Raw genomic sequence first — 26463 nt, 5'->3', positions numbered from 1 at the left:
GGGCGGGGGCCGTTCCACGGCCCAGGAGCCGCGGCACCCTCAAGAGTCCCAGGACCTACAGGAGAGCCAGCAACCCCAGGAGCGATCCATGACCCCCGCGGCCCCGCCGCCCCCCGTCCTGCGCGCGGACGACGTCACCGTCGTCCGTGAGGGACGCGCCATCCGCGAAGAGGTCGACCTCACCGTCCGCCCCGACGAGCCGGCCACCGGCCTCGACCTCGCCGGGCGCGAACGCCTCCTCGACAGCCTGGACCCCCTGCGCGAGGCCCACCCCGAGCTCGCCACGGTCCTGGTCACGCACCACCTGGAGGAACTGCCGGCCGGCACGACGCACGCGCTGCTCCTGCGCGACGGGCGCGCGCTCGCCTCCGGAGCCGTCGCCGACGTCCTCACGAGCGACCAGGTCGGCAAGTGCTTCGACCACCCCGTGCGGCTGGAGCGCAGGGACGGCCGGTGGAACGTGCGGGCCCGCCGCTGAGCAGTGCGGGGTACGCGGGGTCGCGGGTACGCGAAGGGGGCCCGGCGCACACACCGTGCGCCGGGCCCCCTTCACTCGCCTCGGCCTCGACTACTTGTTCAGGCTCGCCCAGAACTCGTCGAAGGAGAGACGCTTGTCGGCGTTGGTGTCCTTCGCGCTGATCACGGCCTCGGCCACCGCCTCGGTCTGGTAGAAGTCGCCCATCTTGGCCATGGCGCTCTTCCACTCGGCCGCCGTGATGAAGCCGTCGCCGTCCGCGTCGAACTGGTCGAACGTCTTGCGCGCTTCCTCGATGTCCGCCACCGGATCCACCCCTTCTTGGTGCTCTACTGACGGGGGTTAGGGTAACGGCCGTCCCGGGACCGGATTCACCAGGAGTACGCCCATGGCCAGCACCTCCGACCCGTCCCGCACGCTCGCGGGCATCCTCGACGCGGCGGCCCGCGGCGTCTTCCCGCCGCCGGACGGCACCACGACCGTCGTCCCGCAGCCGGGCCACCGCGACGCGGGCGTGATCGCCTTCACCGCGCACTCCGTCGTCTTCACCGACGAGGACCCCCGGTGGGTGCGGGCCACGCTCGACGCCCTCGGCGGCGATCCGCTCGCGGCCACCATGAACCCGCGCTTCCTCACCGCCCTCCTGGACCGCACCGGGCGCACGACCGACACCATCGACCTGCTCACCGTCGCCACCGCGCTGCCCGGCGGCCCCGACCCCGCCCTCGCCCTGCGCGAGATCGACGACCCGGACCACCCGCGCGTGGCACGGGCCCGCCTGCGCCGGGACGACGTACGCGTGTGGGCGTGCGAGGGCGGCGGCGTGCTGGTCGTCGGCCGGGGCGTCGCGGGCCGCTGGGAGGCGGCGATCGAGGTCGACGAGGACGCGCGTCACCGGGGGCTCGGCCGCGCGCTGGCGAGCGCGGCCCGGCATCTCGTGCCGGACGGGGACGTGGTGTGGGCGCAGCAGTCGCCGGGCAACGCGCGCAGCGTGCGGGTGTTCCAGGCGGCGGGGTTCCGGCCGGTGGGCTCGGAGGCGCTGTTCCTCGCGCCTCGACCGGTCCTCGGAGCGCCGCGTTGAGCCGCGCGACCCGCCGCATCCGCGTCCGCGCCCGCCTCACCGCCGCCCTCGCCCTGGCGGCGCTCACCACGGCCTGGCTCACGGGCTGTACCGCCTCGTCCCCCGCGTCCCCGGCGAACGGCACCAAGCCGGAGCTCAAGCGCTTCTACGACCAGCGGCTCGCGTGGAAGGACTGCGGCGACCTGCGCTGCGCGCGCCTGACCGTGCCCAGGGACTACGCCCACCCGGACAACGGCGAGACCTTCGTGCTGCCGGTGGCGAAGGCGGCGACCGCCGACCCGGGCGAGCGCATCGGCTCGCTCGTCTACAACCCGGGCGGCCCCGGCGCCTCCGGCGTGAGCGACCTGGCCGCGGACGGCGGCGAGGTGTTCGGCGCCGCCGTCCGCGCCCGCTTCGACATCGTCTCCTTCGACCCGCGCGGGGTGGGCGGCAGCGAGCCCGCGGTGCGGTGCGCGGAGCCCGACGACGGGGGCGGTGGGGACGGCGGGGACGACGCCCAGGAACCGATCGCGCCCCGCACCGCGGGCGACCGCTCCCGCGCCTTCGCCGGAGCCCGCGCCGAGGCTGCCGCGTGCGTCAAGGGCAGCCGCGGCATCCTGCCCCACGTCGGCACGGACGACGCGGCCCGCGACCTGGACGTGCTGCGGGCGGCCCTCGGCGACCGGAAGCTGACCTATCTCGGCTGGTCGTACGGCACGAGCCTCGGCACGTCGTACGCCGAACAGTTCCCGCGCCGCGTCCGCGCGCTGGTCCTGGACGGCGCCGTCGACCCGTCCCTGGACTGGTCGGAGCGGGCGCTGTCCCAGGGCAAGGGGTTCCGCAGGGCCGTCGACGACTACGCCGAGCACTGCGCGGACCTCGCGGGCGACGCCTGCCCCGCCGACGGCCCGCAGGAGATGTCCGACCTGCTGGACGGCCTCTACGAGGAGGCGGCGCGCCAGCCGCTGCCGGCCGGGGACGACGCGTACGACGTGGACGCCCGGACCCTCCTCGACGTCGTCACGGACGCGATGTACAGCCCGGAGGACAGCTGGGGGGACCTGTCCGAGGCGCTGGGCGAGGCGGCGGACGGCGACGCGGCGAAGCTCGCCGGGATGGCGGCGGACGACGAGGAGCCGGCCGGCTCCCACCGCACCCGGGGCAGGGCCCGTGAGAACGACGACGAGGCCATCCTCGCCGTCAGCTGCCTCGACACCCCGCACCCGCGCGAGGCCCGCCCCTACTGGGACGCCCTGGCCGCCGCCGACCGGGCCGCGGGCGTGTACGGCACGTCGAGCGTCGTCGACGAACTGACCTGCGCGGACTGGCCCGCGGGCACCCGGCGCCCGCACGAGGTCCGGGCGAAGGGCGTGCCGCCGGTCCTGGTGGTGGGCACCACGGGCGACCCGGCCACTCCGTACGAGGAGGCCGAGAGCCTCGCCGGACAGTTCCCCGGCGGCATGCTCCTCACGTACGAGGGCCGCGGCCACACCGCGTACGGCCGCGGCGGCAGCTGCGTCACGAGGGCGGTCGACGCCTATCTCGTCGACCGGAGGCCGGTCCGCGCCGACGCCGCCTGCTAGCGGCGGCGGAAGGCGTCGCACCGGCCTCCGGCCGCACGCGCGCCGGAACCTATCCGACGGGATGCCGGTCCTGCAGCTCGCGGCCGCCGAACGCGCCCGAGCCGTCGGCCGCGGACCAGGCTGCCGCCAGACCGGCCTGGTCCAACGTCCGCCAGTCCGGCGTCTCCTGCACCAGGAGCCGTCCCAGCCCCCGCCCCAGCTCGACCATCGCCCGGCCGGTCCTGCCGCGCTCGGCGCCGTACGCGTCCAGCGCGTCCGGCCGCTCCGGCAGGGCGCGCAGCGCGGTCTCCAGGGCGGCGGCATCCTGCAGTGCCTTCACCGCGCCGCCGGCCATGTGCGGGCGCGCGACGGTGGCCGCATCGCCCGCGAGCAGCAGCCGCCCGGCGGTGTAGCTCGGCGCGGTGAAGTCGTACATCGGCTGGATGAACTGCTCCTCGCGTGGCGTCAGCCGGATGAGACCGCCCCAGTAAGGCGGCATCAACGCGTCGGCGACATGGGCGAGATGGGCGTGCAGCGCGTCGGTGAGGGTGCCGGGCGGCAGGCTGGTGGGGGTGTCAAGCGCCAGATCGAGACCGGCGGGCGGGGCGGTGTACACCACCCAGTTGGCGCGGTGGCCGCCCTGACCGTCCGGGATGCGGTAGATGATGGCGTGACCGCCGGGGAAGACGACGTAGGCACAGTCCTCCACCGCCCAGGGAGTGGCCGGCAGGCCCGGGAGGTCGAGTTCCGCCAGCCGCTCGGCGGGGAGGGCGCCGCGCCAGGCCAGATAGCCGGCGTAGCCGGGCCCCACCTCGGAGAACGCGGCGGCGCGGACCGTCGAGCGATAGCCGTCCGCGCCGATGACCAGATCGAAGCGCTCCGTGCGGCACCCGGCGTGAGGCCGTGCGCCTCCGCTCCCGCCGCTGCCGTCGTCGAGTCGCAGCGTGGCCCCGTCCGCGCCATTGCCGACCCCGGCCACCCTCACGCCCGGTCGGAAGACGGTGTCCTCCGGCAGCCGTCGCCGCAGCTCCCGCCAGAGCGGTCCCCAGCAGTACGAGCGGAACGGGAAGGGCAGGACGGCGAACGGGCGGCCGAGCGGTGCGGCGCCGTCGCGGTGGTACCAGCGGCGGGTGGTCAGCTGCACCCAGGGCATCGCCGTGTCCACGTATCCGGCGGCGGCGAGCTCGGCGTACCGGGCGTCGTGCATCACCAGGCCGACGCCGCGGTCCGCGAGGCGGCCGCTGGTGCGTTCAAGGACGGTGATCCGGCCCGCGCCGGAGCGATGCGCGGCCAGCGCCGTGGCGCAGCCGGCGATACTGCCGCCCACGACGGCGACATCGGCCCCTGCGATCCGGAGGCGAGGTGAGTTCATACCGAGGGTCCTCCTGCACGTTTCGGCAGCGGGTGGGACGGTTCGTGGCCGCCCGGTCCCGCCGGCTCTTCCCGGCGGTCTTCCGTGCGTCTATGACGGGACGGCGGCGGGAGCGGGCACCAGCTTCCGAATGGTCAGCGGCTCGGCGAGAACCGTGTCCAGTTCCTGCCTCAAGTGGCGGAAGTGAGGGGTGGCGAAGTGTTCGGCGAGTGCTCGGAGATCCGTCCATTCCTCCACGATCACCATGCGGGCGGGCTCGTTGCGGTCGGTGTAGGGGCGGTAGGCGAGGCACCCGGGCTCCGCCAGGGACGGCTCGACCATCGCCTCCAGGACGGTGCGGAGACGGTCTTCCTGGCCGGTCTTGGCCAGGGCCTCGGCGATGACGGTGAGGGACATGACGGGCGGCTCTCCTTGCGCGATGGCGGTCGTTTCGGGCGTGCGGGCGGATGCGAGCCCAGGGGGACGACTGCGGTCAGCGGCGGGTCTGCAAGCCGCCGCCGAGGAGGTACTGGCCGACCATCTCGAAGTTGGTCGGGGCCAGTTGAATGTGCTTGACCACGGTATGGATGTCGCGGAAGCAGCGCTCCAGCCGGTGCGCGCGATACGAAGAGGTGGCCCCCGACATTTCGCAGACCGTGTCGACGGCGGCCGTCGCGTTCTCCGCGGCCAGGGCGCACGCGAGCCGGATCAGCGCGGAGAGCTCGTCGCCCCCGGTCTCACCGGACTGCTCGGCGTGCCGCACAGCGTCGGCGACGAGGCAGTGCGCCGAGCGCACCCCCGCGTGGGCCCTGGCAAGGCGGTCCTGCACGGTGTGGCTGCTGCTGAGCGTGGCCTTCCCTTCAGAGGGAATCTTGGACATGGCCAACTCGGTGAAGGCGTCCAGGGCTTGGCCGGCGATGCCGAGCACCGTGGCGGCGGCGAGAAAGGGGCCGAAGTCGTAGTAGCCGATGCCGTAGGCCCGCGAAGCGCGCCTCGGCGGAGGTGCCAGCAGCGCGGCGTTGTCGACGGTGTGCGCGTCGGGCACGAACACGTCGTCCATCTCGTAGTCGTGCGACGCGGTCGCGGCCAAGCCTGTCGTGTACCAGGTGTCGAGCGGTTTCACCTCGGTGACGGGGGTGAACAGCATGCGGACCTCGTCGGCGGTCCGGCCGTTCGTGATCCGGGCGGCGGAGACGATCCACGCCGCGCCGGCGATGCCGGAAGCGAAGCCCCAGCGTCCGGACAGCCGGTAGCCGCCCGGGACCTTCTCCGCGGTTCCCGTGGGGTGCACCGAGCCGACGACGAGCTTGTCGTGCCGGGAGAAGACGGTGCGAGCGCTGTCCTCGGGCAGGTAGTCCGTGATGCGCCCGATCGCGCCCTGCACTCCGATCTGCCAGGCGACGGAGGCGTCATGACGGGCCATGAGTCCGATGGCGCCCATTCCGGCGGACAGGGGAGCCTGGCCACCGCCGAGCGCATGGGAAACGAACATGCGATGCAGGCCGAGTTCGGCAATCTTTTCGTAGACTTCCGGTGACGAGGCCCGGTTCGCCTCGGCTTTGTCCCGATCGGCGTCGACCGTGGGGAGGATTTCCTCCGCGCGTGCGGTCCATTCGTTCGTGAATCCGGGAAACGGCAGTCGGGAAAATATGCTCGTTCTCTCCGCGGCGGGCTGCATGGTCACATTTCTCCATTCCCTGGTCCCGATGGTGAGTCCGCTGCTCGGCTGCCGCCCGCCCCTCGGTGATCGGGCCGATGGCTCTCGTCCGTGCCGGCGTGAGCGTGTACGTGCCCGGTGCCGGGCGCCCAGGAGACCCGGCCGCTCACGCGCAACCGCAGGGAATCCCACGCACCGACTCTGTATCGGAATTGGCCACGCCGAAACGTAGGTGCCGCAACTTTCCGCGCGGCGAAATGTCAATGCGCCTTCTTCCAGGCCTCCTTGCGGCCCTCCGACGGCGTGCGGTTCGCTTACCGGCAGCGCAGCACCGCAGGATCATGGCACAGCCATTGACGGTAACCACAGGTGAGGTGAAGATGTCGAAGACGGCCGACGCGCCAGGTCAGACGGATGTCATCGTTGTAGGCAACGGCGTACTCGGGTTATCGGTCGGGGTGGAAATCGCCCGCACCCGTCCCGATGTGCGAGTGACTCTCCTGGGAAAGCCCGCGCGCCAGTACGGCGCGACGCCCGCCGCAGGTGCCATGCTCGGCGCGTTCGGCGAGGTCACCGCGCATGCGCTCGCCTCGGAGCACGGCCGGAAGAAGCATGCCCTTGCCGTACAGGCGCAGCGGCTGTGGCCGGAATGGATCGAAAGCCTTGAGGCCACCGGGACAGCCGCCGACGGCCGGATCAAGACGGCGGACGACACGGTTGTCCTGCTGAACACCGTGGGCCATTCCGCTCTGGACGACGCGAATTTCGCCGCCGTACTGACGGCTCTGAAGGAAGCGAACGCACCGCATGAGGAAATAGCGGTCGAATCCGTCGACTGGATCGACCCCGACCCCAATTCCCGGCCGCTGCGCGCCCTGCACATCGAAGGCGAGGGGTCGGTCGATTCCGGCATCCTGCTGGCGGCGCTGGAACGCTCCTTCCTCCAGGCGGGAGGGCGCCTCCACCCGGTGGACGCGACGGAGATCCGGGCCTCGCACGGGCGCGTCGAGGGCGTGGTGACGGACGACGGGGACTTCTTGCCGGCGGGCCATGTGGTGGTGGCCGCCGGGGCCCGCAGCCAGCGCCTGGTGGCAGCGCTGCCGGGCCTGGCGCACCGCATCCCCCGGATCTACGACGGGGTGGGCGTCTCCGCGCTCGTCGACACCTGGGACGGCTCCGGTCCCGCCACGGTGCTGCGTACCTCCAACCGCGCCTTCGCCTGCGGACTGCACCTGGTGCCCCGCGCGGGCGGTTCGGTCTACATCGGCGCCACCAACGCGGTCTGCCTGGAACCGCGCGGCGCGGCCAGCATCGAGGAGACGGTCTTCCTCTTCAACTGCGCCACGCACCAGCTGCACCGCGGACTCAACGGCTCCGAGCTGCGCAAGGTGCAGGTGGGCAGTCGCCCGGCCCCGATCGACGGCTTCCCGCTCATCGGCGGCACCTCGGTCGAGGGGCTGTGGATGCTGTCGGGCACCTACCGCGACGGGCTCCACATGTCCCCGCTGCTGGCCCGGCACGTCGTGTCCCTGATGGACGGCGGCACCGGGGTGGACGGTCTGCGCGAGTTCCGGCCCGAACGCGACCTGATCTCCGCCTGGAGCCGGGAGGAGATCCTGGAAGACGTGGTCCGGCACACCATGGCGACGGGCTACGAGTTCCCCTGGCGGCTGCCGCTCGAGTGGCCGCACATGATGGAGACCTTCCTCCAGGGCCCGTTCGCCGAGCTCGCGGACCGGCTGAGCGACACCTACACCCCGCCCGCGGACCTCATGACCGCGATCATGTTCTCGGAGCGTGAGCAGCAGGACGAACTGATCGCGTACTACGCCGACGTCCACCGGGAGTGGCACTGACCCCGGGACCCGCGCGCTGAGCCGCGCGGGTCCCGCGCACGGTCCGCGACGCGGCAGCTGAGTACGGGCGCACCGTCCGTACGCAGCTGCCGCGTCGCATGTCCGGGAACCACCGAGACGAGGGAACAGGCGATGCCGACGCTCCACGTGGACGGCCAGGAGTGGCACTACCAGCGCGAGGGTGTGGGCGAGCCGGTGCTGCTCCTGCCGGGCGCCGGCGAGGCCGGACACGTCTGGCACCTGCACCAGGTACCCGCTCTCGTCGCGGCCGGACACCAGGCCGTCACCATCGACCTGCCCGCCCCGCAGGAGGTGCCGGAGGGCAACCCGCTCACCGCACTCGCGGACGCCACGGCCGCGTTGACGGCGGCGCTGGATCTGGCGCCCTGCCGCCTCATCGGCTTCTCCTCCGGTGCGCAACTCGCCCAGGAGCTGCTGGTGCGCCGTCCCGAAGCGTTCAGCGGGGCGGTGCTGATGGCGACGCGGGGCCGGCCGGACCTGGCGGGCCAGGCCCTGCTCGCCGCGGAGCGCGCCTGCCACGCCGAGGGAGTCCGGCTGCCGCCTGCGTACGCGGCGTTCGTGCAGGCGGCCCTCCAGCTGTCACCTGCCACCTGGCACGACGAGCACGCCCTGCGGGACTGGCTCGACGTCTTCGAGTTCGCCGCGCGCTCCGGCGCCGCGGACGGGCAGCTCCCCCCGGCGGCGGTCTCCGTCGACCAGCTCGACGCACTGCGCAGCGTGTCGGTGCCCGTGCTGGTGCTGGGCTTCGCCCATGACGTCATCGCCCGCCCGGAGCTCGGCCGCGAAGTGGCCGCGGCCTGCCCGCACGGCCGGTACGAGGAGATGGCGGACTGCGGGCACCACGGCCACCTGGAGCGGCCGGACGCGGTGAACGAGGTCCTCGTACGCTTCCTCGGTTCCCTGTAGGCGCCCCGCCGGCCACGACGAACGGAAGCTCCTGGCCGCCTCGGCCAGGAGCTTCCGCGTTGCCGACGCGGTCTCAGCGGCGCACGGCCACCGACCAGGACGACCACAGCCGGGCGTAGGCGCCCTCCAGCCGCAGCAGTTCCGCGTGGCTGCCGATCTCGACGATCCGCCCGCCGTCCATCACCGCGATCCGGTCGGCACCCTGCACGGAATCGAGCCGGTGGACGATCGAGATCACCGAGCGGCCCACCAGCAGCGCGGCCATGGAACGCTCCACCTGGCGGGAGGCGGAGGGGTCCATGAGGGCGGTGGCCTCGTCGAGTACCAGCGTGTGAGGATCCGCCAGGAGCAGCCGGGCCAGGGCGAGTTGCTGGGCGGTGGCGGCCGGAACATCGGTCCCGTCCGTCGCGATCGGGGTGTCCAGGCCCTCCGGCAGGGAGCGCACCCACTCCTCCAGGCCCACGGTCCGCAGGGCGGACCACAGGTCGGCGTCGCTCCACCCGGTGTCGTCCCCCGCCGTACGAGGTGCCCTCTCCGGCAGCGTCATGTTGCTGCGCAGGGTTCCGGCGAAGACGTGGTTCTCCTGCGTGACCAGGGCGACTTCGCGCCGCAGCGTGTCGACGGACATCCGCTCCACCGGTGCGCCGCCGATCTCCAGCACGCCCTCGGTGGGGTGGTGCACCCCGGCCAGCAGCTTGCCCAGGGTGGACTTGCCCGCACCGGAGGTGCCGACGACAGCGATGCGCTCGCCGGGCGCGATGTCCAGGTCGATGCCGTGCAGCACCTCGCGGCCTGCCTCGTACTCGAAGCGCACCCCGCGCAGCCGGATGTCCCGGCCGTCCGGGACGGCTCCCTGGTCAGAACGCTCCACGGGCAGGCGCTCGACGCCCAGGATGCGGCGCAACGCGGCGTTGCCGATCTGGAGTTCATCGGTCCACGAGAGCAGTTCCACCAGCGGCCCGTTGAGGCTCTGGACGTACAGCACCATGGCCGTGATCTCGGCCAGGCCGACCAGGTCCGCGCGGTAGGCGGCGCCGCCGGCCAGCAGGGTGACCGCCAGGGGGAGCATGGTGGACAGGTCGAGGGCCGGGTACCAGATCGTCTGGAGCCAGGTGATGCGCTGCCGGTGCCGCACGATCTGCGCCACGGCATCGCCGTGGTGGGCCAGCCGGCGCCGTCCCAGGCCCAGCGACTCGACCGTGGCGGCGCCGCGGACCGTCTCGTGCGTGCTGGCCAGCACCTCGGCCTCGTCGCGGAGCAGGTGCTCGTAGCCCCGATTGGCCCGCGGCCGGTACCAGCGGGTCGAGAACACCGCGAGGGGCAGGCCGATGAGCAGCGACAGAGAGAGCAGCGGCGAGGTCAGCAGCATCGCGGCGACGGTCAGCACGAGCGTGACGGCCGCCATCAGGATGCGGGGCAGCGCGAGCCGGATGCCGTCGTTGAGCCGGTCCACGTCGGACGTGGCGCGGCTGAGCAGGTCGCCGGTGCCGACGGACTCGACGGTACCCAGCGGCAGCCGCGTCACGCGCCGGACGAAGCTCTCCCGGATCTCGGCGAGCACCTTCTCCCCGAGGAGGGTGGTCTGCACCTGCGCGAAGCGGGTGAGCACCGCTTGTGCGGCCAGAATGCCCACGAAGGCCAGCGCGATGACGTCGACGCGGAAGGCGCTGGTGCCCCGCTGGACGGACTCGACCAGGTGACCGAGGAGGCGGGGGCCGACGAGCCCCGCGACCAGCGCGAGGCAGAAGAGGGTCAGCATGGCCGTGATCCGGCCACGGTTGTGGCGTACGAAGGTCCAGAACCAGTGGGCGACTTCCGGCCGCCCGGCCAGGGGCAGCCGCGTCTGTCCGGGCGCGTCGCCGGACGCCGCGACCGGGGTGTCCGTGGTCTGCGTCGTCATGATGCCGTCTGCTCCGCTTCGGGGGCTGTTCGCCGGTCGGTCTCGGGGGGAAGGCGGACCACGGTGTCGGCCGTGTTCGTCCACAGGGGGCTGTCGGTGAGGACGAGCGTGGTCCGGCCCGCCCGGTATGCCGCCACTCGTCGGGCGATGAGGGCCTCGGTGGAGGCGTCCACCGCCGAGGTCGGGTCGTCGAGGACCAGCACATCGGGGTCGGCGAGCAGGACACGGGCGAGGACGAGACGCTGGCGCTGTCCGCCCGACAGGGAGCGGCCGCCTTCGACGAGCACGCCGTCGAGTCCGCCGGGCACCGCGTCCAGCACGTCAGTGGCGGCCGCGGCGCGCAGAGCACTCATCAGTTCGCCGTCGGTACGTGGGGTGTCGCCGGACAGCTCGGTCCTCAGCGGTCCGCTGAACAGGATGTCGTCGTGTCCCGAATACACCACGCGGGCACGCAGGCCGGGCAGGTCGGCGTGCTCCAGGGGTACGTCCCCCACGCGTGTGCCGGTTGCGGCCTCATCGGGCGGGCCGTAGCGGGTGATGCGGGTGGCCACCGCGGAAGCGCGTGCGCCGGAGCAGGCGATGGCCGTCAGGTGTCCCGCGGGCGCCTGGATCCCGGTGGCGTCGTCGGTGAGTGACAGCGGGCCCGCCGGCAGCGGCATCGGGTCGGCCGGGGGCCGGGGGTGCGCGGTGATGCTCAGGAACCGGCAGACGCGCCCGGCCGCGACGCGCGCCAGGCTCATCGACTCCGCCGCCTCGGTCGCGGTGCTCACCGGGATGACCAGGAAGACCGATGCGCCGTAGAACGCCACGAGTTCACCGGGGGTGATGACCCCGGACAGGGCGAGCCGGGCGCCGAGCCAGGCGACGAGGACGGTCACCAGGCCGGGCAGGAACACCCCGGCCGCGCCGATCCAGGCCTCCATGCGGCCGGCCGCCTCGCCGGCGCGCCGCACCTCTTGGCTGATGTCCACGAATCGCGCGGTGAACGTGCGCTCGCCGCCGATGCCGCGCAGTACGCGCAGCCCCGAGCAGATGTCGCCGGCCTGGGCCGTCGCGGTGCCGAGGCGGTCTCGCTGCTCTTCGTTGCGGCGCTGCAGCGGACGCAGCAGCGGGCCGATGCCCAGCAGTGCCGCGGGCACGCCGATCAGCACGACGACGCCCAGGACGGGGGAGGTGACGGTCAGGGCGACGGCGATGACCAGGAAGGACACGACGGCGCCGGAGGACCGGCCGACGACCTCGAAGGCGCTGCCGATGCCGGGCACGTCCCCCGCGACGACGGCCACCACGTCGCCGGACGCGGTGCGGTGGCGCAGTGAGCCGCCGAGCCGGACGGCCTGGCGGGCCAGCACCCGGTGCGTGGTGGACACCGCGTGCATCTGGCCGCCGACGGCGGTCTGGATCAGACCGGCTCCCGCGCCGGCTTGGACCACGGCCAGCACCACGACGACGGCCACCCAGCCGAGGAGCGAATCGGAGGCGCCGGCCTGGATGCCGTCGTCGATGGCGTAGCCGACGACCAGCGGCAGGACGGCGAGCGGGAGCATCCACAGCGCCCCCAGGAGAGCGCTCAGCACCAGCGGCCACGGTCGGATGCGGATCAGCCACCACAGATAGCGCCAGGCGCTGCGATGGTCGGCTTCGGGAACGGTCACCGGGGACTCCGCGGGCCGGAATAAACCGATGAGCAAGAGGGATTCTCCAAGAGTGTGCGTGGGCCCGAACGCACCGAAGACCTGGGGTGCTCGGGCTGTGACGGCCGGAAAAGCGTGGGGAACCGAAGGCGATCATTCAGGCCGGTCGAATCCGGTGTCAAGAAGGATTCCCCCAGACGGAAAGCTTGCGGCCACGGCGTGCGCAAGTCCTCCTCCAGCAGGGAACGTCTCGTACTGCGGGCCGGCCGGAGGCGCCGTCGACTCAGCCGGGAATCCGGGCGAATGCCGCCCGCTGAGCCGGTCACCATCTGGTTTCTCCGTTCCTGAGCAGGGTGCCCTCATGGCCCCCGACGTAAGGATCTGGTTGTGCGCATCGTCGTGGAACAAAATGTCGACGTTCCCATGAGAGACGGCACCGTATTGCGGGCCGACGTTTATCGGCCGTATGCGCCTGGCCGGTTTCCCCTGCTCGTCCGGCGCACTCCCTACGGTCGCGGCGGCCCGCCCGCGGGGGCCTCGCTGGACGCGCTGCGGCTGGTGAACGCCGGGTACGTCCTGCTCGTTCAGGACGTCCGGGGGCGGGGCGGGTCGCAGGGCGGCTTCGAGCCCTTCCGGTACGAGGGGCAGGACGGTGCCGACACCGTGGCGTGGGCGGCGGCGCAGCCGTACTGCGACGGCGCGGTGGGCATGCTGGGCCGCTCCTACGAGGGGACCGCCGCGCTGCTGGCCGCGGCCGATGCGCCCGACGCGCTGGGCGCGGTCACCCCGCACATGGCCGGATCTGGTCTCCACGAGGGCTGGTGCTACCAAGGGGGCGCATTCCAGCTGGGGTTCTGTCTGCACTGGACCCTGATCGACCTGGTCCTGCCTCAGTTGCCGCCACCGGGCGTGGACGGGGCGCATCCCGACACCGCCCGGGTGGTCGCGGCGCTCGACGGCATCGAGGAGCTGTACCGGACACCCTGGCGCGCGCCCGCGCTGCTGGACCGGCTGGCCCCCTACTACCGGGAGTGGCTGGAGCACCCGGTCCCGGGAAAGTACTGGCAACGGGCCGCGCCCAACGAAGGGTACGAAGCGATGCGGGCGCCCGGGCTGCACATCGGCGGCTGGTACGACATCTTCCTCGGCGGAACGCTGGAGAACTTCACGGGGATGCGGACGCGGGCCGGCTCGGCGGCGGCCCGCGAGCTGTCCACGCTGGTGGTGGGGCCGTGGTCGCACCGCGTCGCCGGGGGGATCTTCCCGCAACGACGCTACGGGACACGGGCGGACGAGCAGGTCCTGGACGTCACCGCGCTGCATGTCGCCCACTTCGACCGCGCCCTCAAGGGCACCGCGAGCGGCGCGCACGAGCGCGTACGGCTCTTCCTCACGGGAGCCGACCGCTGGGTGGCGTACGAGGACTGGCCGGTGCCCGGCACCCGTACCGTGGCCCTCCACCTGACCAGCGGCGCACGCCACGCCAACACCGCGGCTGGGGACGGGCGGCTGCTTGCCGGGCCGCCCGTGGACGCCGCCGCCGACCGGTTCCGGCACGACCCCGCCGACCCGGTGCCCACCACGGGCGGCCCGACGCTGATGACGGGCCTGTTCGTCGGCTCCGACTGCGGACCGCAGGACCAGCGCGCGGTCGAGGCCCGGCCGGACGTGCTCTGCTACACGGGCGACGTGCTGACGGCGCCGCTGACGGTGGTCGGCGAGGTGGTCCTGGTCGCCTACGCCTCCACCTCCGGCCACGACACCGATCTGACGGCCAAGTTGGTGGACGTGGCCCCCGACGGCCGCGCCGAGAACCTGTGCGACGGCATCGTCCGGGCCCGGTACCACGCCGCGCCGGACGATCCCCGGCCGCTGACGCCGGGCCGGACCGTCGAGCTGACGGTGCGGCTGGGCGCGGTGGGCCATGTGTTCCGCACCGGGCACCGGATCCGGCTGGAGGTGGCCGGCAGCAATTTCCCGCGCTTCGACGTCAACCCCGGCACCGGCGGCTGCTCGACGGCGCTGCGGGACCAGCCGTACGAGCCGCAGGTGGTGTCGGTGCACCACGGGAGCGCCTGTCCGTCCCGGCTGCTCCTGCCGGTCCTCGCGGACAGCTGAGGTGACCACGCCCTTCGACCGCCCTGTCCCGTACCTTCCCGATCCCCGAGGAGTCACTGTGACCGAGCGACACGACCAGAACACGACCTCCGCCCACTGGGCCCGGCTCGGCCAGGTGATGCGCGACCTCGACTGGGCGTTGCGCACGGAGTCCTACCGGCACGCCGCGGGCGCCCCGCACCAGCCGTGGCTGCCCGCGGAGGCCGCCGACGACCCGCTGTACCACCTGCTGCACCTGGGCGAGAGCCAGGCCGCCCCGCCCCCCGAACTGGCGGCGGCACTTGCGCAGTTGGGCCTCTACGGCGCCTCGGAGCGCGGGCACCGGACCGCGGGCCACTACTTCACGGCGTTCCGCGGCCTGGTCACGGTGGCCGACCACCACGGCCGCCCCGCGCGCAGCGGCGTCTACCTCGGTGAGGACGGGCTGGCGTTCACCGACCGCCTGCTGAGCGCGCACGCGCACGGTACGGCCCTGGACATCGGCTCCGGCTCCGGACTGACCACCAGCGCCCTGGCCGCACGCGGACTGCACACCACCGCCCTGGACATCAGTGCGGACTGTGTGGCCGCGACCGCGGCGACCGCCGCGCTGAACGGGCTCGCGCAGCGCGTCGAGACGGCTCAGGCCGACGCCACCAAGACGCTGGGCGGCGGCGAGCGCTACGACTTCATCGCGTCCAACCCGCCCGGCGTCGTGGTGCCGGAGACCCTGGACTACGGCCCGGGCGGGAACGGCGGCCCGGACGGGCTCGCGGTGGTGCGCGCGGTCACCGGTGGCGCTCCGCGCATGCTCCGCGACGGAGGCACGCTGCTGATGCGCTTCGAGTCCCCGGGAGATGCGCGGGGTCCCCGCATCCTTGAGGAGATCTTCGAACAGGCCGGTGGCAGCTCGGTGTTCGTCACCGTGCAGTCCCGGCTGCCGATGCGCACCCGCAGCGGGCTCACCGCGCTGCGCGCCGCCGCGCACAACCCCGAACTGTCCCCGGCCGAGCTGCTGCGCCGCCTCGACGCGCACACCGACGCACTGGGCGCGGAGTCCTTCTACACGTCCTTCATGCTGCTCCGCAGGGACGGGCGCGCCCGGCGCGAGGTGCACGACCTGACCGGGCGGCGGAGGACCGCGGGCCCCGCGTCCGCCCGCCCGGAGCCGCCGAACGGCGACGTCTCGCAGCTGCCGCCGGGGGTCACCGGGCTGGACTGGCAGCCGCATCTGCGGCTGGTGCGCGAGCGCTGGGACGACGCGGCGGCGGCCGCGCGCCGCCAGGGGGCGCTGGACGCGGTGGTGGCCGAGGTGTTCGGCGACGCGGTCGAGCGGGACCCCGTGCACAGCCGTAGCCTGCACGCCCTGCTGAGCGGGCTGCCGGGGATCGCGTAGCGACTCCACGGGCCGGCCGGGTGGCCCCCAGGCGTACGGGCCTTGGGGGCCACCCGGCCGGCGGCGGGTGTCAGCCGTGGTGGTCGCAGGGCTCCCCGCGCACGACGAGCGTGGTGGCCGCCTCGCCGGGCGCGGCGGGGTCGGCCAGCTCGGCCCGCATCGCCCAGCGCCGTGCCGGGTGTCCCTCGGCCCAGAGCACCGCCGCGGACCGCAACTCCCGTCCGGCGGCGCGCTGTTCGGCGTACCACTGCCGGAACGCGGGGGTGGTCCACAGCTGGAGCGGGATCCAGCGGGCGCCGCCGGTGCGCTCGGCACCCGCCGCCAGCCTGTCCAGGGCCGCGCGCACGGTCGCGTCCAGCGATTCACTCACCGGCACCTCGAGGGCGTGGGCGAAGTGCAGCAGGTAGGCGTTGCGCTCGGCACCGGCGGGCGAGCCCAGCACGACCCGGCCGGAGCGGTGCCAGGCGCCCCACTTGACGTTGGTGACGAGACCGGGCAGGGAGGGCATGGCGCGCGGGACGTAGAAGAGGATGACGTCGCTCATGGCCATCGCCTCCTCCTCCCAGGCGATCTGGTCGGCGTAGGAGAGCGACGCGCCCTCCTCGGGCTCGGGCAGGAAGACGGCCAGGGTGCCGTCGCCGTCCCACTGCTCGGTGATCCATCGCACCGCCTCGTCGCGCCACGACGGCACGTCGGGGTCGAGCGAGGTGGGGCCGCACAGGTAGAGGGAGGCGGACCAGGTGCCGGGGAGGGGATGCCCGGCGCGGACGACGGTGATCTCAGCGGGCATGGTGGGCTCCCAAGGCGTTCAGGGCGCCGCCGGGCGGGGCGGTCCCGCCCGGCACGGGGGTGCGGGACGTGCGGCTCAGCCGGGCGGCCGTCTCCATGACGACCGCGGCTTCGAGCTTGTGGGACTGCTTCGTCTCCGAGCGCCGGATGAGCAGGCTGACCGAGGCCACGGTGGCCGCACCGCGCCGTACGGGGGCGGAGACCAGGTCCCAGCCGGGGAGGGGGGAAGGGGTGCGGGCGTGCCCGAGGGCGCGGATGCGCTCCAGCCCGGCCTGCTCCGGTGCCGCCCCGGGCAGGTTCGCGAGCAGGACGAGCCCCGCCGCGTCGGTGTGCAGCGGTGCGCGGAAGAGCAGGCCGGCGCGGTCTCCATCGGTCGGCGCGGGCACGGGGTCCGCGCCGGGGGCGTGGCTGCACCACAGGCTGACCCGCAACGGCGGCCGGAGCATGACGGGCACGTGCAGGAAAGCCGCCCGGCCCGCCCGGTGGCACAGCGCGGCCAGTTCCGCTCCGACGATCTCCAGCGATACGGGCAGGTGGGGGAGTTGGCCGGACGGCGGGGCGGCATGCCGGGCGAGCCGGTAACGGCCGTAGCCGCACTGCAGCACGGCGCCTTCGCGCACGGCTGACTGGAGGATGCGATGGGTGGTGGAGCGCGCCAGGCCGGTGAGCCGGGTCAGTGTGTCGAGGGCATGGGCGCCGGGGCCGAGTTCATGGAGTGCCCTGAGTAATCGAAACGCTCGGTCGGCGGCAGTCTGAGGGGATTGGTCCGATGACGGCTGTGCAATCTTCAACTGTTCTCCCGGCGGCCTCGTGATCAGCAGGAGGTGAAATACGCGTTGAGGCCATTCTTCGTACCCGCACGTGAGTACCGCAACGAATAGCTCTTTCCAGAACCTTTACTTCCAGAAGGGATCGTTCCGGCTTAAATTGCCAGGGTCCGGCGCTTCGTCGGGGGGTAATCGGGGCGTACATGTCCGGCCTCTGGCGGGATCGCATCCTTGACAGGGGTCTTTGCCTGCCAAGATCCTTTTGTACCAGGACATTCATGTCCATCGCGCGCACTTGGGGGAACCTTGGCGTCAGAGCGCTCACGCACGCAGGAAGTGAAAAAACACCTGCGGGACTTATTGCGGGAATGCCGTGCACGGGTTGACGCGAAGGCAACGGTGCCCCACGGTCGCGACCGTCGCCGTCCGGGTATTTCTCAGGAGAACACCGCGGCCCTGCTGGGCTGTTCGACGCGGTGGTACGCGACGCTGGAGTCGGGCCGCATGGAGAATCCCACCCGGGAATTTCTGGACAGTGTGGCGTTCGTGCTGCGGATGACCGACCAGGAGCGTCAAGCGCTCTTCCTGTACGCATCGGGACGGCTGCCCCCGGCCCTCGAAGAACCGCCTTCCCTGTCTCCGCACCCGGACTGGGACTCCTTCGTGCAACAGCAGGTCCAGCCCGCGTGCATCTACACCCGCTCCTGGGACCTGGTCGTCGCCAACACGCAGTACCTGGACCTGCTGTACGGCGACGTGCAGGGCGGTGTGGCCGGGCTCGCCGACCGCAACATCCTGCGCTTCGTGCTGCTGGACCCGACGAACCGCTGCGGCGCCCTTGCCGATTGGCAGGACAGCTGGGCCCTGCCGATGCTCAGCGAGTTGCGCGCCGCGCTCGCCGCCACGCCCGACGACCGGGAGCTCACGGCGCTGCTGCGCAGCGTGCTCGTCGATCCGGTGGTCAGGACGCTGTGGGACCGCAGCTCCATCCCGCTGCGCATACACCCTGACGGGGTCACTCAGGCGGTCCGCCACCCCCAGCGCGGCCACGTCGAGTTCACCGTCCTCGCGGCGAACCCGATGCAGGCCAGGGACCTGCGCTTCGTCACTCTGATGATGGTGGACGCCGGCCCGGTCCGCCGGGCCCCGGGCACGCGTGCCGTGTCGCAGCAGCCGGTCGCTGCGACACGACACCGGCAGAGCGGCCCGTGCGCGGACGCCGAATCGAGGAGCGTCCGGCCATGGTGACGGTCGGTCAGCTGTCGTCCCGGTGACCTGAGTCGGAGATTCTTTTCGGTCGGCTCGGCGCACCGCCGCCGGACCGACCCGGCCCCGGCCCCTCAGCGGTGGACGAGGAAGGGCCCCAGCGCCAGGGCGTCGAGTGGCGACCTGGCGAAGGTGGCCAGCGCGTCTCGTGGTGAGCACACCACCGGCTCGGCGTTGCCGTTGAAGGAGGTGTTCAGCACGACGGCGCTGCCCGTGTGCGTCTCCACTTCTCCCAGCAGCCGGTGGTACAGAGGATTGACGTCGGCCGACACGGTCTGCGGCCGAGTGGTGCCGTCCACATGGGTGGCCGCGGCCAGCCGTGCGCGGCTGCGCTCGGGGACCGGCACCGTCACGATCATGTAGGGCAGCCCCGTGTGCAGGTCCAGCAGTTCGGCTGCGGCTTCCTCCTGCAGGCTCGGTGCGAACGGTCGCCACGCCTCGCGGTCCTTGATGGTCAGGTTGATCCGGTGCTGCTGCTCGGCCGGGGACGGCGCCGCCAGGATGCTGCGCTGGCCGAGGGCGCGGGGACCGCCCTCGCTGCGCCCCTGGTGCCAGCCCACGATCTCGCCCCGGGCCAGCAGTCGCGCCGTCTCGGCGGCGATGTCGTCGGGCTCGGTGTAGCGCGTGCCGGTGGCGCCCAGGACGTGCCGGATCGCGTCCGGCCCCCACTGCGGGCCCCAGGCGACGGTGCCCGTCATCGGGCTGATCCGCTCCCCGGCCTGCGCGGCCACCCACCCGGCGGCCCCCAGACTCACCCCTTGGTCACCGGCGAGCGGCTGCACGAACAGGTCCTCGACCTGGGGCAGCCGCATCAGCTTGCCGTTCAGGGTGGCGTTGAACCCCACCCCGCCGGCGACCAGCAGCGTCGACTCACCGGTGTCGCGCAGCAGCCCGCGCACCATGGCCAGCACACTGTGCTCCAGCGCGGCCTGCGCGGTGGCCGCCAGGTCCCGGTACGCGAAGGGGTCCCGGGCGGTACGGCGGGTGTAGCGGCCGAGCGCCGGGTCCCAGCCACGCGTGACCGCGTTGGGCGGCACGTCGAGCGTCTTCTCCAGCCGGGCCAGCCACAGCCGTATGGTGTCGTCCTCCTCGTCGGTGCGCCCGCGCGAGAGCAGGTCCTCGGGCACGGCGTCCACGCGGTACCCGTCCCCTTCGACGAGCAGCGCGCCGCCGAACGTGGTGTCGCCCACCGTGCCGTACGGCGCCAGGCCCATGAGCTTGCCCGCGGCGTCGGCACCCAGGCCGGCGTACTCGCACACCGCCGCGTAGAAGTAGCCCAGCGACCAGCCGGGCGACACCGTCCGCAGGACCTTGAGGTCGCCGCCGCTGCCCACCGCCAGGGTGGCGCTCTCGGTCTCCCCCTGCCCGTCGAGGATCAGCACCGCGCCGCTGTCGTGGCCCGAGAAGTAGTAGGCACTCGCGGCGTGCGCCATGTGGTGCTCGACGAACAGCAGCCGGGGGTCCTTGCCGCGGGGGAACAGACTGCGCGGGAGCAGGAAGTCCAGCGCCTCCGCGTCGGAGGGAAACCACTCCAGGCCGCGCTGTTCGAGCAGCGCGGGCATCTCCCAGCCGTGCGCCACGATGTCGATGTCCTCGATGCCCAGCCCCGCCTCGGCCAGGCAGTGGGCGACGGCGTGGTGGGGTGCCTGGCCGTACGCGTGCTTGTCGCGGGTGAACCGTTCTTCCTCCGCGAAGGCCACGACCTCGCCGTCGACCAGCAGGCACGCCGACGCGTCGTGACTCGCCCCGGGCCAGCCATTCACACCGAGAATGCGCATGTATTTCCCCTCCAATTAGTGTCCGTGGACATAGCCATTGACAGTCGCTAACCCTGGAGCTCACACTTGGGAAAGCGCCTCCCCTGCGGAATGTCATTCTGCGGAGGACTTTTCCTTGTTTCCCTTTGGGGATTTGATTACTCACTCTGGGGTGAGCTCTGGCTCCCTGTCAAGAGGAGCTTCTTCGGCTCGCCCGGATTTCCGTGTGCACCTTGCATGACATTCCATGTCGACATCGACGACCGGGAGGTTTCCCGAATGTTGCACGTACGCATGGGCCTGGAAGGGGCCGAAATTCGCGCCATGGGTGAAGAGGCGGAAGCGGCCGAGGATTTCCACCAGACCCGGGAGAGGCTGTCCTTCCTCCAGCGGCAGGGGGTCGCCGTGCGCTTCCCCGAGGTGTGGGACGAGGTCGGGCCGCGCGCCGCGATGCTCCTGGAGGAGAGCGACGGCGCGTGGTTCATGTGGAAGGGACCCACCGGGCCACCCGATTCCGAGGTGCTGCGCCGGCTGCTCGCGCACTGTGCCGGGTTGCCGCAGGTCACGCTGGTACTGCGTCCTGAATGGGAGCTGCCCGACGCCCTGGCCGCCGCCGGGTTCCGCCCGGCCGGCACCTTCCGCACGCTGCTGGTCGATGCGGCCGGGGAGGACGAGGACGTTCTCGGCAGGATGCGCGCCAGCACCAGGAGCCGGGTGCGGCGGGCCCTGCGATTCGGGTTCGACTTCGCCGACGACCCCGGGCTGCTGCCTCGTTTCCACCCCTTCTACGCGGATGCGATGCGCAACGCGAATTCCCCCGACTTCGCCCCGGAGGCGTACCTGCGGGAACTGCTGGAACTCCCGCGGGTACACCTCTTCGGAGCCGTGCACGGAACGGAAATGGCCGCCGGTTCGGTGTGCCTGGTGAACGGCGACTCGGTCGAGGCGCGCTATGTCGCAACCAACCCGGAATACCGGACGCAGGCGGCCTTGAATTTCGTGCACTTCCAGACCATGAAGTGGGCGGCCGCACAGGGGCTGCGTTACTTGGATCTCAGCGGAATCGACGGGGACGAGACGAGCGAGAAGACCCGGTTGATAAACCGCTTCAAACTCGGTTTCGGGGGCACGGAGTTCAGTTATCCGGTCTACTGCCGCTGAAGGGTACGGCCTGGGTCCGGGCGGGCGGAGCGGGAGTGCGGAAGACCGACAGGTCCTTGACCGGCTCGATCTTCCGCCCCCGCTTGCGATGCGCCCTGCGCAGCCGTTCGCGCTGCGCAGGGGTGAGCTTGGGGCAGTGTTCCGGTACGGCCCGCAGCATGCGGGTGCGCCCCGCGTGCGCGGGCAGACGGTCGCGCACCTTGAACGGGTCGCGCAGCAGGTGGTAGACGGTTCCGGTGTGGTAGGTGGCCTGCATCACCGCATAGAAGGCCGCCGCGAGGGGGCCCTTGACCCGGACGCAGCCGGCCAGCGTCCGCGCGGAGTCGTACAGCCGCCACAGCACCGGTATCGCGGGCGTGGTGAAGACGCCGAGCTGCTGGCCGATGGCCTCGCCGATGCCGTAGCGCCAGTAGCTGCGCAGGTTCTGGAAGCCGTGTTGGGCTCCGTGGTGGATCACCGCGTCGGGCAGGTGCACGACCGGGATCTCGGCGAGCTGGAGCCGGAAGTCGAACTCCCGGTCCTCGCACCAGTGGACGAGCGGGTCGTAGTGATAGCCGCCGATGTGGTCGGCGACGCGGCGGTCGTAGATGAGCGGCGGGGAGAGGGCGCTGACGTAGTCGCCCTCGTCGAACTCCCGCACCCGTGCGGTGAGCCGGCTCAGCAAGCCGTCCGACTCCCCGTACACGACCTGGCCCTTGACCACGGGGTGGTCCAGCACGGCCTCGACCATCATGCGCACGACGCCGGGCGCGAACGTGCAGTCGGAATCCATGTAGAGCAGGTACTCCCCGCTCGCCGCCTCGGCACCGGCGTTGTAGGCCGCCCCGAGGTTGCCCGCGTCGGGGATCTCGGTGACGACCAACGGCCGGGGGTGCTCGGCGATGATGCGGCGGATCTCGTCGGAGGCGCCGTTGAGCGCCAGGACGATCTCCACGTCCTCGTCGACGGACGCGATGCAGTCGACGATGCGCACGTCGTCCTTGAGCGCGATGACGATGCTGGTCCGCGCGAGACCGGCCGCGAGGGCCGCCTCGGTGTCGTTCATGTCTCCCTCTCTTCTCACTCGGCCACCCGGCCAGGCCCGTTCCCGGTCAGTCCTTGCACAGGACGTAGACGTGCGTGGTGTGAGCGGGGGAGTAGGCGTCACCGTCGATGTCGCGTACCGAGACGGTCCGCAGCCCGTGCCCGCGTGCGGTCTCCTCCAAGGTGAACGGGTCCATCACGTACTGGAGATGCGTCTCGTGCCACAGCGTCTCGGCGCCCCGGCGCAGGGTCAGGACCGTGCGGCTCCGGTCGAAGGCCGACTCCCAGTGGTGCCTGCGGTGCAGCGTGTGGCCGTCCTTCTCGTTCTCGTACTCCAGCGCTCCCCAGTCGGACTTCAGGACCTTGCGCGACGAGTAGTCGAACACCATGTGACCGCCGGGCCGCAGGGCGTCGGCCGCGCAGGACAGGCAGCTCGCCAGGTCGGACGGCGGCAGGTAGTTCAGCGCGTCGAAGCCGGAGACGACGAAGTCGTAGCCCTCCCCGGCGCGGAAGCCGGCCATGTCGGCGACGACCTGGCGGTCCTTGGGCACCTCGCCCCGGTCGAGCATCTCCGCGGACCGGTCCAGCGAGGTCACGTCGAGCTGGGGCAGCAGCTCGCCCAGGACGCGGGCGCCGACGCCGGTGCCCGCGCCGAGGTCCAGCACCCGGGCCGGCCCCTCCACGAGTTTCGCCAGCTCGGCGGCGATGCCCAGCCGCCAGGTCTCGCGTGCGGTCTCGCCTTCGAACAGCTCGTAGGTGCCGGCCCATTGGGCGTACGCGATCGGCATACGGATTCCTCCAGGTGTGAGCGGGTGTACGGAGTCGGTCTGTGCGGCAGGCGCCGCGGCACAGGGGTCAGCGGGGCACGGCGGCGCGGTGGCGCAGCTCCAGCGGGAGTCGGGCCAGGGCCTCGTCGGCCACGGCCTCGGCCGCCGCGACGTCGGGCCCGGTGGCGATCACCCCGGCCAGCGGCTCGGCGCCGCCGCTGTACCGGGGCAGCCGCATGCCCGGCCGCAGCTCCATGCCCCAGAACAGGTCGTAGACCTCCGGCGGCCGGGGCAGCGCGTCGAGGTCCCCGGCCCGGACGACGGTGCCGCCGTCGGCGGGCAGAAACCTCTGCACCACGGCCCTCCGGGCCCGGGGCACCAGTTCCCCGGGCACGACGGGCCTGCCCAGGGCCAGCCGCACGGCGTTGGGCAGCGGGTCGACGCCGGTGCCCAGCGGCATCACCTCGGTGGCGATCCTGGCGCCGGTCAGCCGACAGGTGATCTCCAGCAGGAAGACCCTGCCGTCATGGGTGCGCAGCACATCGGTGTTGACCACGGCGTCGTGCAGGCCGAGCGCGCGGGCGCCCGCCCGGACCACGGTCACCACGTCCCCGGCCGCCCGGTCGTCCAGTGCGGTCGGCAGGGTGTCGCCGCCCTCGAAGAAGTGCGGGGCGAACTCCTCTTTGCGCCCGTACTCGCGGTCGGCGAACCCGGTGACGTGGAAGGTCCCGTCGGCCACGAGCCCGGCGACGGTGTGCTCGGTGCCCTCCAGGAACTCCTCCACGACGACCCGGCCCGAGGCGCTGAGCCGGAGCGCCTCGCGGATCCGGTCCGGCGCGGTGTCCGGTGCGTCGAGCTTGGCGACCCCGGCGGAGCCGGACAGATCACGCGGCTTGACGACCGCGGGCAGTCCGATCCGTGCCAGGGCCGCCAGGGCACTCTCCAGATCGTCCGCGGCCTCGTGACGCGGCACGCACAGGCCCGCGCGCTCGAGGACGGCGAGCCGCCGGTCCTTGAGCGTGCAGTCCAGCGCGACCTGTTCGTCGACGCCCGGGCAGCCGAACCGGCGGGCCAGCCGCGCGACCACCGGGGGGTTGTCGTAGCCGAGCGACAGGACTCCGTGCACGTCCCGCAGCCCGGCCTCGGCGACGGCGCGCTCCACCGCGGGGGAGTGGCCGGGGTCGGCCACCACCACCCGGTCGGCGGAGCGGCGCACGCGTGCGGTGGGACGGTCGGTGAGCACCACCAGGTCGAGGCCCATGTCCTTGAGTGCCGTCAGCGACCTGTCCATGCCGGAGCCGATACCGCACACCAGCAGTCTCTCGGTCATGGTCCTCCTCCGGTTGCGGTCACGGCGCCGGCGGTACGGCGCCCAGGCTGAGCACCTCGAACACCTCGGCGTGATCGGTGCCCGTGGCGACCGCGCCCCGGTAGCGCGCCAGGGCGACGACCGCGTCGTCCCAGGCGGCGTGCCGGAGCTGGGAGGCGTAGGCGCGCATGGCCTCGACCTTGCGGTCCACGAATCCGGTGACGTCCTCGGCGTACTGGTACTCGGGCAGGGGAGCCCACACCTCGTAGCCGAGCACCAGCCGGGGCGCGGGGGCGGGCTCCCCGGTCTCGCCGAAGAAGGCGGACGTCGCCATCCACAGGGATTCCATGGCCAGTTGGTGCACCATGCGGTGCTCGACGTCGCCGTCGTGACGGTGCGGTACGTAGACGAGGTCGGGCCGGGTCTCGCGGATGAGCCGGACCAGGTCCAGGTGCACCCTGCGGGTGAGCTGGAAGTCCCGCGACGGCTCGTCGAGCACGACGCACCGGTGCACGCCCAGCGCCGCGTTGGCCTTGCGCGTCTCGTCGGCGAAGTCCGCGTCGGTGCGCTCGGTGTCGTACAGGCTGCGCTCGCGGCCGATGACGACGGCGACCGTCACCTCGGCGCCCTCGCTGGCGTGCTTGGCCATCGAGGCACCGCAGCCGATGACGTCGTCGTCGGGATGGGGGGCGACGACCAGGACGTTGGTCACAGGGCGGCCCCGGCGTCCGGCACGGGGGAGTCGGCGCCCAGCCCGAACCAGTGCGCCCACGTGGCGACCAGGGCCATGCCCTCGTCGAGCGTGGTGGCACAGGGCACGCCCAGCTGCCGGGCCGCCCGGTCGGAGGCGACGCGCGCGGTGGCCCGGTACAGCTCCGCCTCCCAGTCCGGAACGTCCGCCGCGGCCGCGTCGTACGACCCGGGCGTGAGCCCCCGGATCGTACGGAAATGGTCGAAGAACCGGCCCCAGGTGGTGGTCTCGTCGGCCGCCAGCAGGAACCGGCCGCCCGCCACACCGGGCCGTGCGCAGGCCCGGAGCACGGCGTCCGCCACATCGTCCACGTACACGGCGTTGCACACGCCGCCGTCGGCACCGCTGGGCAGCACGGCGTAGTCGGCGGCCGGGCGGCGCAGCTGGGCGCCGGTCCACTGGTCGCCCCAGGGGCCGAAGACGACGCCGGGCTGCAGGACGACGACCTCCAGGTCCGGGCCGTTCGCCTCCAGGGCCAGTTCCTCGGCGGCGAGCTTCTGCTGCTCGTACTCGTGGTCGGTCGGGTCGGCGGGCCGGTTGGGGGCCTGCTCGTCGAAGGGGCCTTCGGCGGAGGCGTACACGTCGACGGTGCTGAGGTGCACCACGCGGCGCACCCCGGCGGCGCGGGCGGCGGCGAGGAGGTTCGCCGTGCCGTCGACGGTGGCCGCCCACCGCTCCGTCACGTCGCCGCCGCTGCCGAACGCGCAGTGCACCACCACGTCACAGCCCTCCAGCGCCTGCCGGAGCGCGGCCGAGTCGGCCAGGTCGGCGGTGCGGAAGTCCAACCGGTCCTGGGGCAGCGTGGACAGCCGCGCCGCCCGGCCGAAGCCGCGGACCACGGCCCGTGCCTCGGCCCCGGTGCTCAGGACGAGCCGCTCGACGACCCGTCCGCCGATGAATCCGCTCGCGCCGGTGACGGCGACGCGGGTTCCGGTCAGCTCCTCGGTATCGGTCATGT

At 72.7% G+C, this 26463-nt stretch carries 22 protein-coding genes and 1 pseudogene; 9 read left to right on the top strand and 14 right to left on the bottom strand.

Annotated features, from left to right (window positions below; translation table 11 throughout):
- Positions 1-193: 193 nt before the first annotated feature.
- Positions 194-478: pseudogene (locus tag AOK22_RS07885) on the top strand (ABC transporter ATP-binding protein); the annotation flags it as partial.
- Between the two features lie 90 nt (positions 479-568).
- Here the strand turns inward: AOK22_RS07885 and AOK22_RS07880 are convergent.
- Complete coding sequence (locus tag AOK22_RS07880; RefSeq protein WP_055697866.1) at positions 569-781, bottom strand: EF-hand domain-containing protein; 213 nt, start codon at positions 779-781, stop codon at positions 569-571.
- A gap of 82 nt (positions 782-863) precedes the next feature.
- Between AOK22_RS07880 and AOK22_RS07875 the strand changes: the two genes are divergently transcribed.
- Both AOK22_RS07875 and AOK22_RS07870 read left to right on the top strand, forming a co-directional pair.
- Positions 864-1556 carry a GNAT family N-acetyltransferase gene (locus AOK22_RS07875; RefSeq protein WP_055697858.1) on the top strand — a complete coding sequence of 231 codons (693 nt, stop codon included), beginning with the start codon at positions 864-866 and terminating at the stop codon, positions 1554-1556.
- Complete coding sequence (locus AOK22_RS07870) at positions 1553-3118, top strand: alpha/beta hydrolase (protein ID WP_055697857.1); 1566 nt, start codon at positions 1553-1555, stop codon at positions 3116-3118. Before AOK22_RS07875 ends, AOK22_RS07870 begins: the two co-directional genes overlap by 4 nt.
- A 49-nt stretch (positions 3119-3167) precedes the next feature.
- Here AOK22_RS07870 and AOK22_RS07865 read toward each other — a convergent pair whose 3' ends face one another.
- From AOK22_RS07865 to AOK22_RS07855, 3 genes are all read right to left on the bottom strand, one after another.
- On the bottom strand, positions 3168-4469 hold the full coding sequence (locus AOK22_RS07865; RefSeq protein WP_079036421.1) for an FAD-dependent monooxygenase: 1302 nt from the start codon (positions 4467-4469) through the stop codon (positions 3168-3170).
- Between the two features lie 90 nt (positions 4470-4559).
- Positions 4560-4865, bottom strand: coding sequence for a putative quinol monooxygenase (locus AOK22_RS07860; protein WP_055697856.1), 306 nt, complete (start codon positions 4863-4865; stop codon positions 4560-4562).
- Between the two features lie 76 nt (positions 4866-4941).
- Positions 4942-6126 (bottom strand): acyl-CoA dehydrogenase family protein, encoded by a 1185-nt coding sequence (locus AOK22_RS07855; protein ID WP_055697855.1) that lies wholly within the window; start codon positions 6124-6126, stop codon positions 4942-4944.
- 359 nt (positions 6127-6485) lie between these two features.
- Between AOK22_RS07855 and AOK22_RS07850 the strand changes: the two genes are divergently transcribed.
- The gene (locus AOK22_RS07850) at positions 6486-7961 is read left to right on the top strand and encodes an NAD(P)/FAD-dependent oxidoreductase (protein WP_063795217.1); all 1476 of its coding nucleotides are present in this window, start codon (positions 6486-6488) and stop codon (positions 7959-7961) included.
- A gap of 132 nt (positions 7962-8093) precedes the next feature.
- The gene (locus AOK22_RS07845) at positions 8094-8888 is read left to right on the top strand and encodes an alpha/beta fold hydrolase (RefSeq protein WP_055697853.1); all 795 of its coding nucleotides are present in this window, start codon (positions 8094-8096) and stop codon (positions 8886-8888) included.
- Between the two features lie 73 nt (positions 8889-8961).
- Here AOK22_RS07845 and AOK22_RS07840 read toward each other — a convergent pair whose 3' ends face one another.
- Entirely contained in the window at positions 8962-10788 is a 1827-nt protein-coding gene (locus tag AOK22_RS07840; protein WP_055697852.1) for an ABC transporter ATP-binding protein, read from the bottom strand.
- Positions 10785-12443, bottom strand: a complete 1659-nt coding sequence (locus AOK22_RS07835; RefSeq protein WP_055697851.1) for an ABC transporter transmembrane domain-containing protein — start codon at positions 12441-12443, stop codon at positions 10785-10787. Before AOK22_RS07835 ends, AOK22_RS07840 begins: the two co-directional genes overlap by 4 nt.
- Positions 12444-12809: 366 nt before the next feature.
- Here AOK22_RS07835 and AOK22_RS07830 point away from each other — a divergent pair, with 366 nt between their 5' ends.
- Both AOK22_RS07830 and AOK22_RS07825 read left to right on the top strand, forming a co-directional pair.
- Entirely contained in the window at positions 12810-14540 is a 1731-nt protein-coding gene (locus AOK22_RS07830; RefSeq protein ID WP_244164712.1) for a CocE/NonD family hydrolase, read from the top strand.
- 58 nt (positions 14541-14598) lie between these two features.
- Positions 14599-15915 carry a methyltransferase gene (locus tag AOK22_RS07825; protein WP_055697849.1) on the top strand — a complete coding sequence of 439 codons (1317 nt, stop codon included), beginning with the start codon at positions 14599-14601 and terminating at the stop codon, positions 15913-15915.
- Positions 15916-15985: 70 nt separating this feature from the next.
- Here AOK22_RS07825 and AOK22_RS07820 read toward each other — a convergent pair whose 3' ends face one another.
- Both AOK22_RS07820 and AOK22_RS41840 read right to left on the bottom strand, forming a co-directional pair.
- Positions 15986-16705 carry a nucleoside 2-deoxyribosyltransferase domain-containing protein gene (locus AOK22_RS07820; protein ID WP_055697848.1) on the bottom strand — a complete coding sequence of 240 codons (720 nt, stop codon included), beginning with the start codon at positions 16703-16705 and terminating at the stop codon, positions 15986-15988.
- Entirely contained in the window at positions 16695-17495 is an 801-nt protein-coding gene (locus AOK22_RS41840; protein ID WP_079036419.1) for a helix-turn-helix domain-containing protein, read from the bottom strand. The genes AOK22_RS07820 and AOK22_RS41840 overlap by 11 nt, the downstream gene beginning before the upstream one ends.
- Positions 17496-17807: 312 nt before the next feature.
- On the opposite strand from AOK22_RS41840, the gene AOK22_RS07810 reads away from it, so the two are divergent.
- Positions 17808-18719: an MmyB family transcriptional regulator gene (locus AOK22_RS07810; RefSeq protein ID WP_279617076.1), complete on the top strand. Its 912-nt coding sequence runs from the start codon at positions 17808-17810 to the stop codon at positions 18717-18719.
- 92 nt (positions 18720-18811) lie between these two features.
- Here AOK22_RS07810 and AOK22_RS07805 read toward each other — a convergent pair whose 3' ends face one another.
- Positions 18812-20515 carry a carbamoyltransferase family protein gene (locus AOK22_RS07805; protein WP_055697845.1) on the bottom strand — a complete coding sequence of 568 codons (1704 nt, stop codon included), beginning with the start codon at positions 20513-20515 and terminating at the stop codon, positions 18812-18814.
- 216 nt (positions 20516-20731) lie between these two features.
- On the opposite strand from AOK22_RS07805, the gene AOK22_RS07800 reads away from it, so the two are divergent.
- A complete protein-coding gene (locus AOK22_RS07800) occupies positions 20732-21655 on the top strand; it encodes a GNAT family N-acetyltransferase (protein ID WP_055697844.1) in 924 nt (307 codons plus the stop codon).
- Here the strand turns inward: AOK22_RS07800 and AOK22_RS07795 are convergent.
- The 5 genes from AOK22_RS07795 to AOK22_RS07775 form a co-directional block, all read right to left on the bottom strand.
- On the bottom strand, positions 21630-22700 hold the full coding sequence (locus AOK22_RS07795; protein ID WP_079036417.1) for a glycosyltransferase family 2 protein: 1071 nt from the start codon (positions 22698-22700) through the stop codon (positions 21630-21632). The two genes, AOK22_RS07800 and AOK22_RS07795, sit on opposite strands and share 26 nt — an antisense overlap.
- A gap of 46 nt (positions 22701-22746) precedes the next feature.
- Positions 22747-23466 (bottom strand): class I SAM-dependent methyltransferase, encoded by a 720-nt coding sequence (locus AOK22_RS07790; protein ID WP_055697843.1) that lies wholly within the window; start codon positions 23464-23466, stop codon positions 22747-22749.
- A gap of 67 nt (positions 23467-23533) precedes the next feature.
- Complete coding sequence (locus AOK22_RS07785) at positions 23534-24775, bottom strand: ATP-grasp domain-containing protein (RefSeq protein WP_055697842.1); 1242 nt, start codon at positions 24773-24775, stop codon at positions 23534-23536.
- 19 nt (positions 24776-24794) lie between these two features.
- Positions 24795-25466: a PIG-L deacetylase family protein gene (locus AOK22_RS07780; RefSeq protein WP_055697841.1), complete on the bottom strand. Its 672-nt coding sequence runs from the start codon at positions 25464-25466 to the stop codon at positions 24795-24797.
- Positions 25463-26461, bottom strand: a complete 999-nt coding sequence (locus AOK22_RS07775) for an NAD-dependent epimerase/dehydratase family protein (RefSeq protein ID WP_055697840.1) — start codon at positions 26459-26461, stop codon at positions 25463-25465. Before AOK22_RS07775 ends, AOK22_RS07780 begins: the two co-directional genes overlap by 4 nt.
- Positions 26462-26463: the final 2 nt, after the last annotated feature.

Source organism: Streptomyces silaceus (assembly GCF_001419745.1).
Lineage (GTDB): Bacteria > Actinomycetota > Actinomycetes > Streptomycetales > Streptomycetaceae > Streptomyces > Streptomyces silaceus.
Note: the sequence above shows the minus strand (reverse complement) of the source record. Positions and strands in the feature narration are given on the sequence as shown.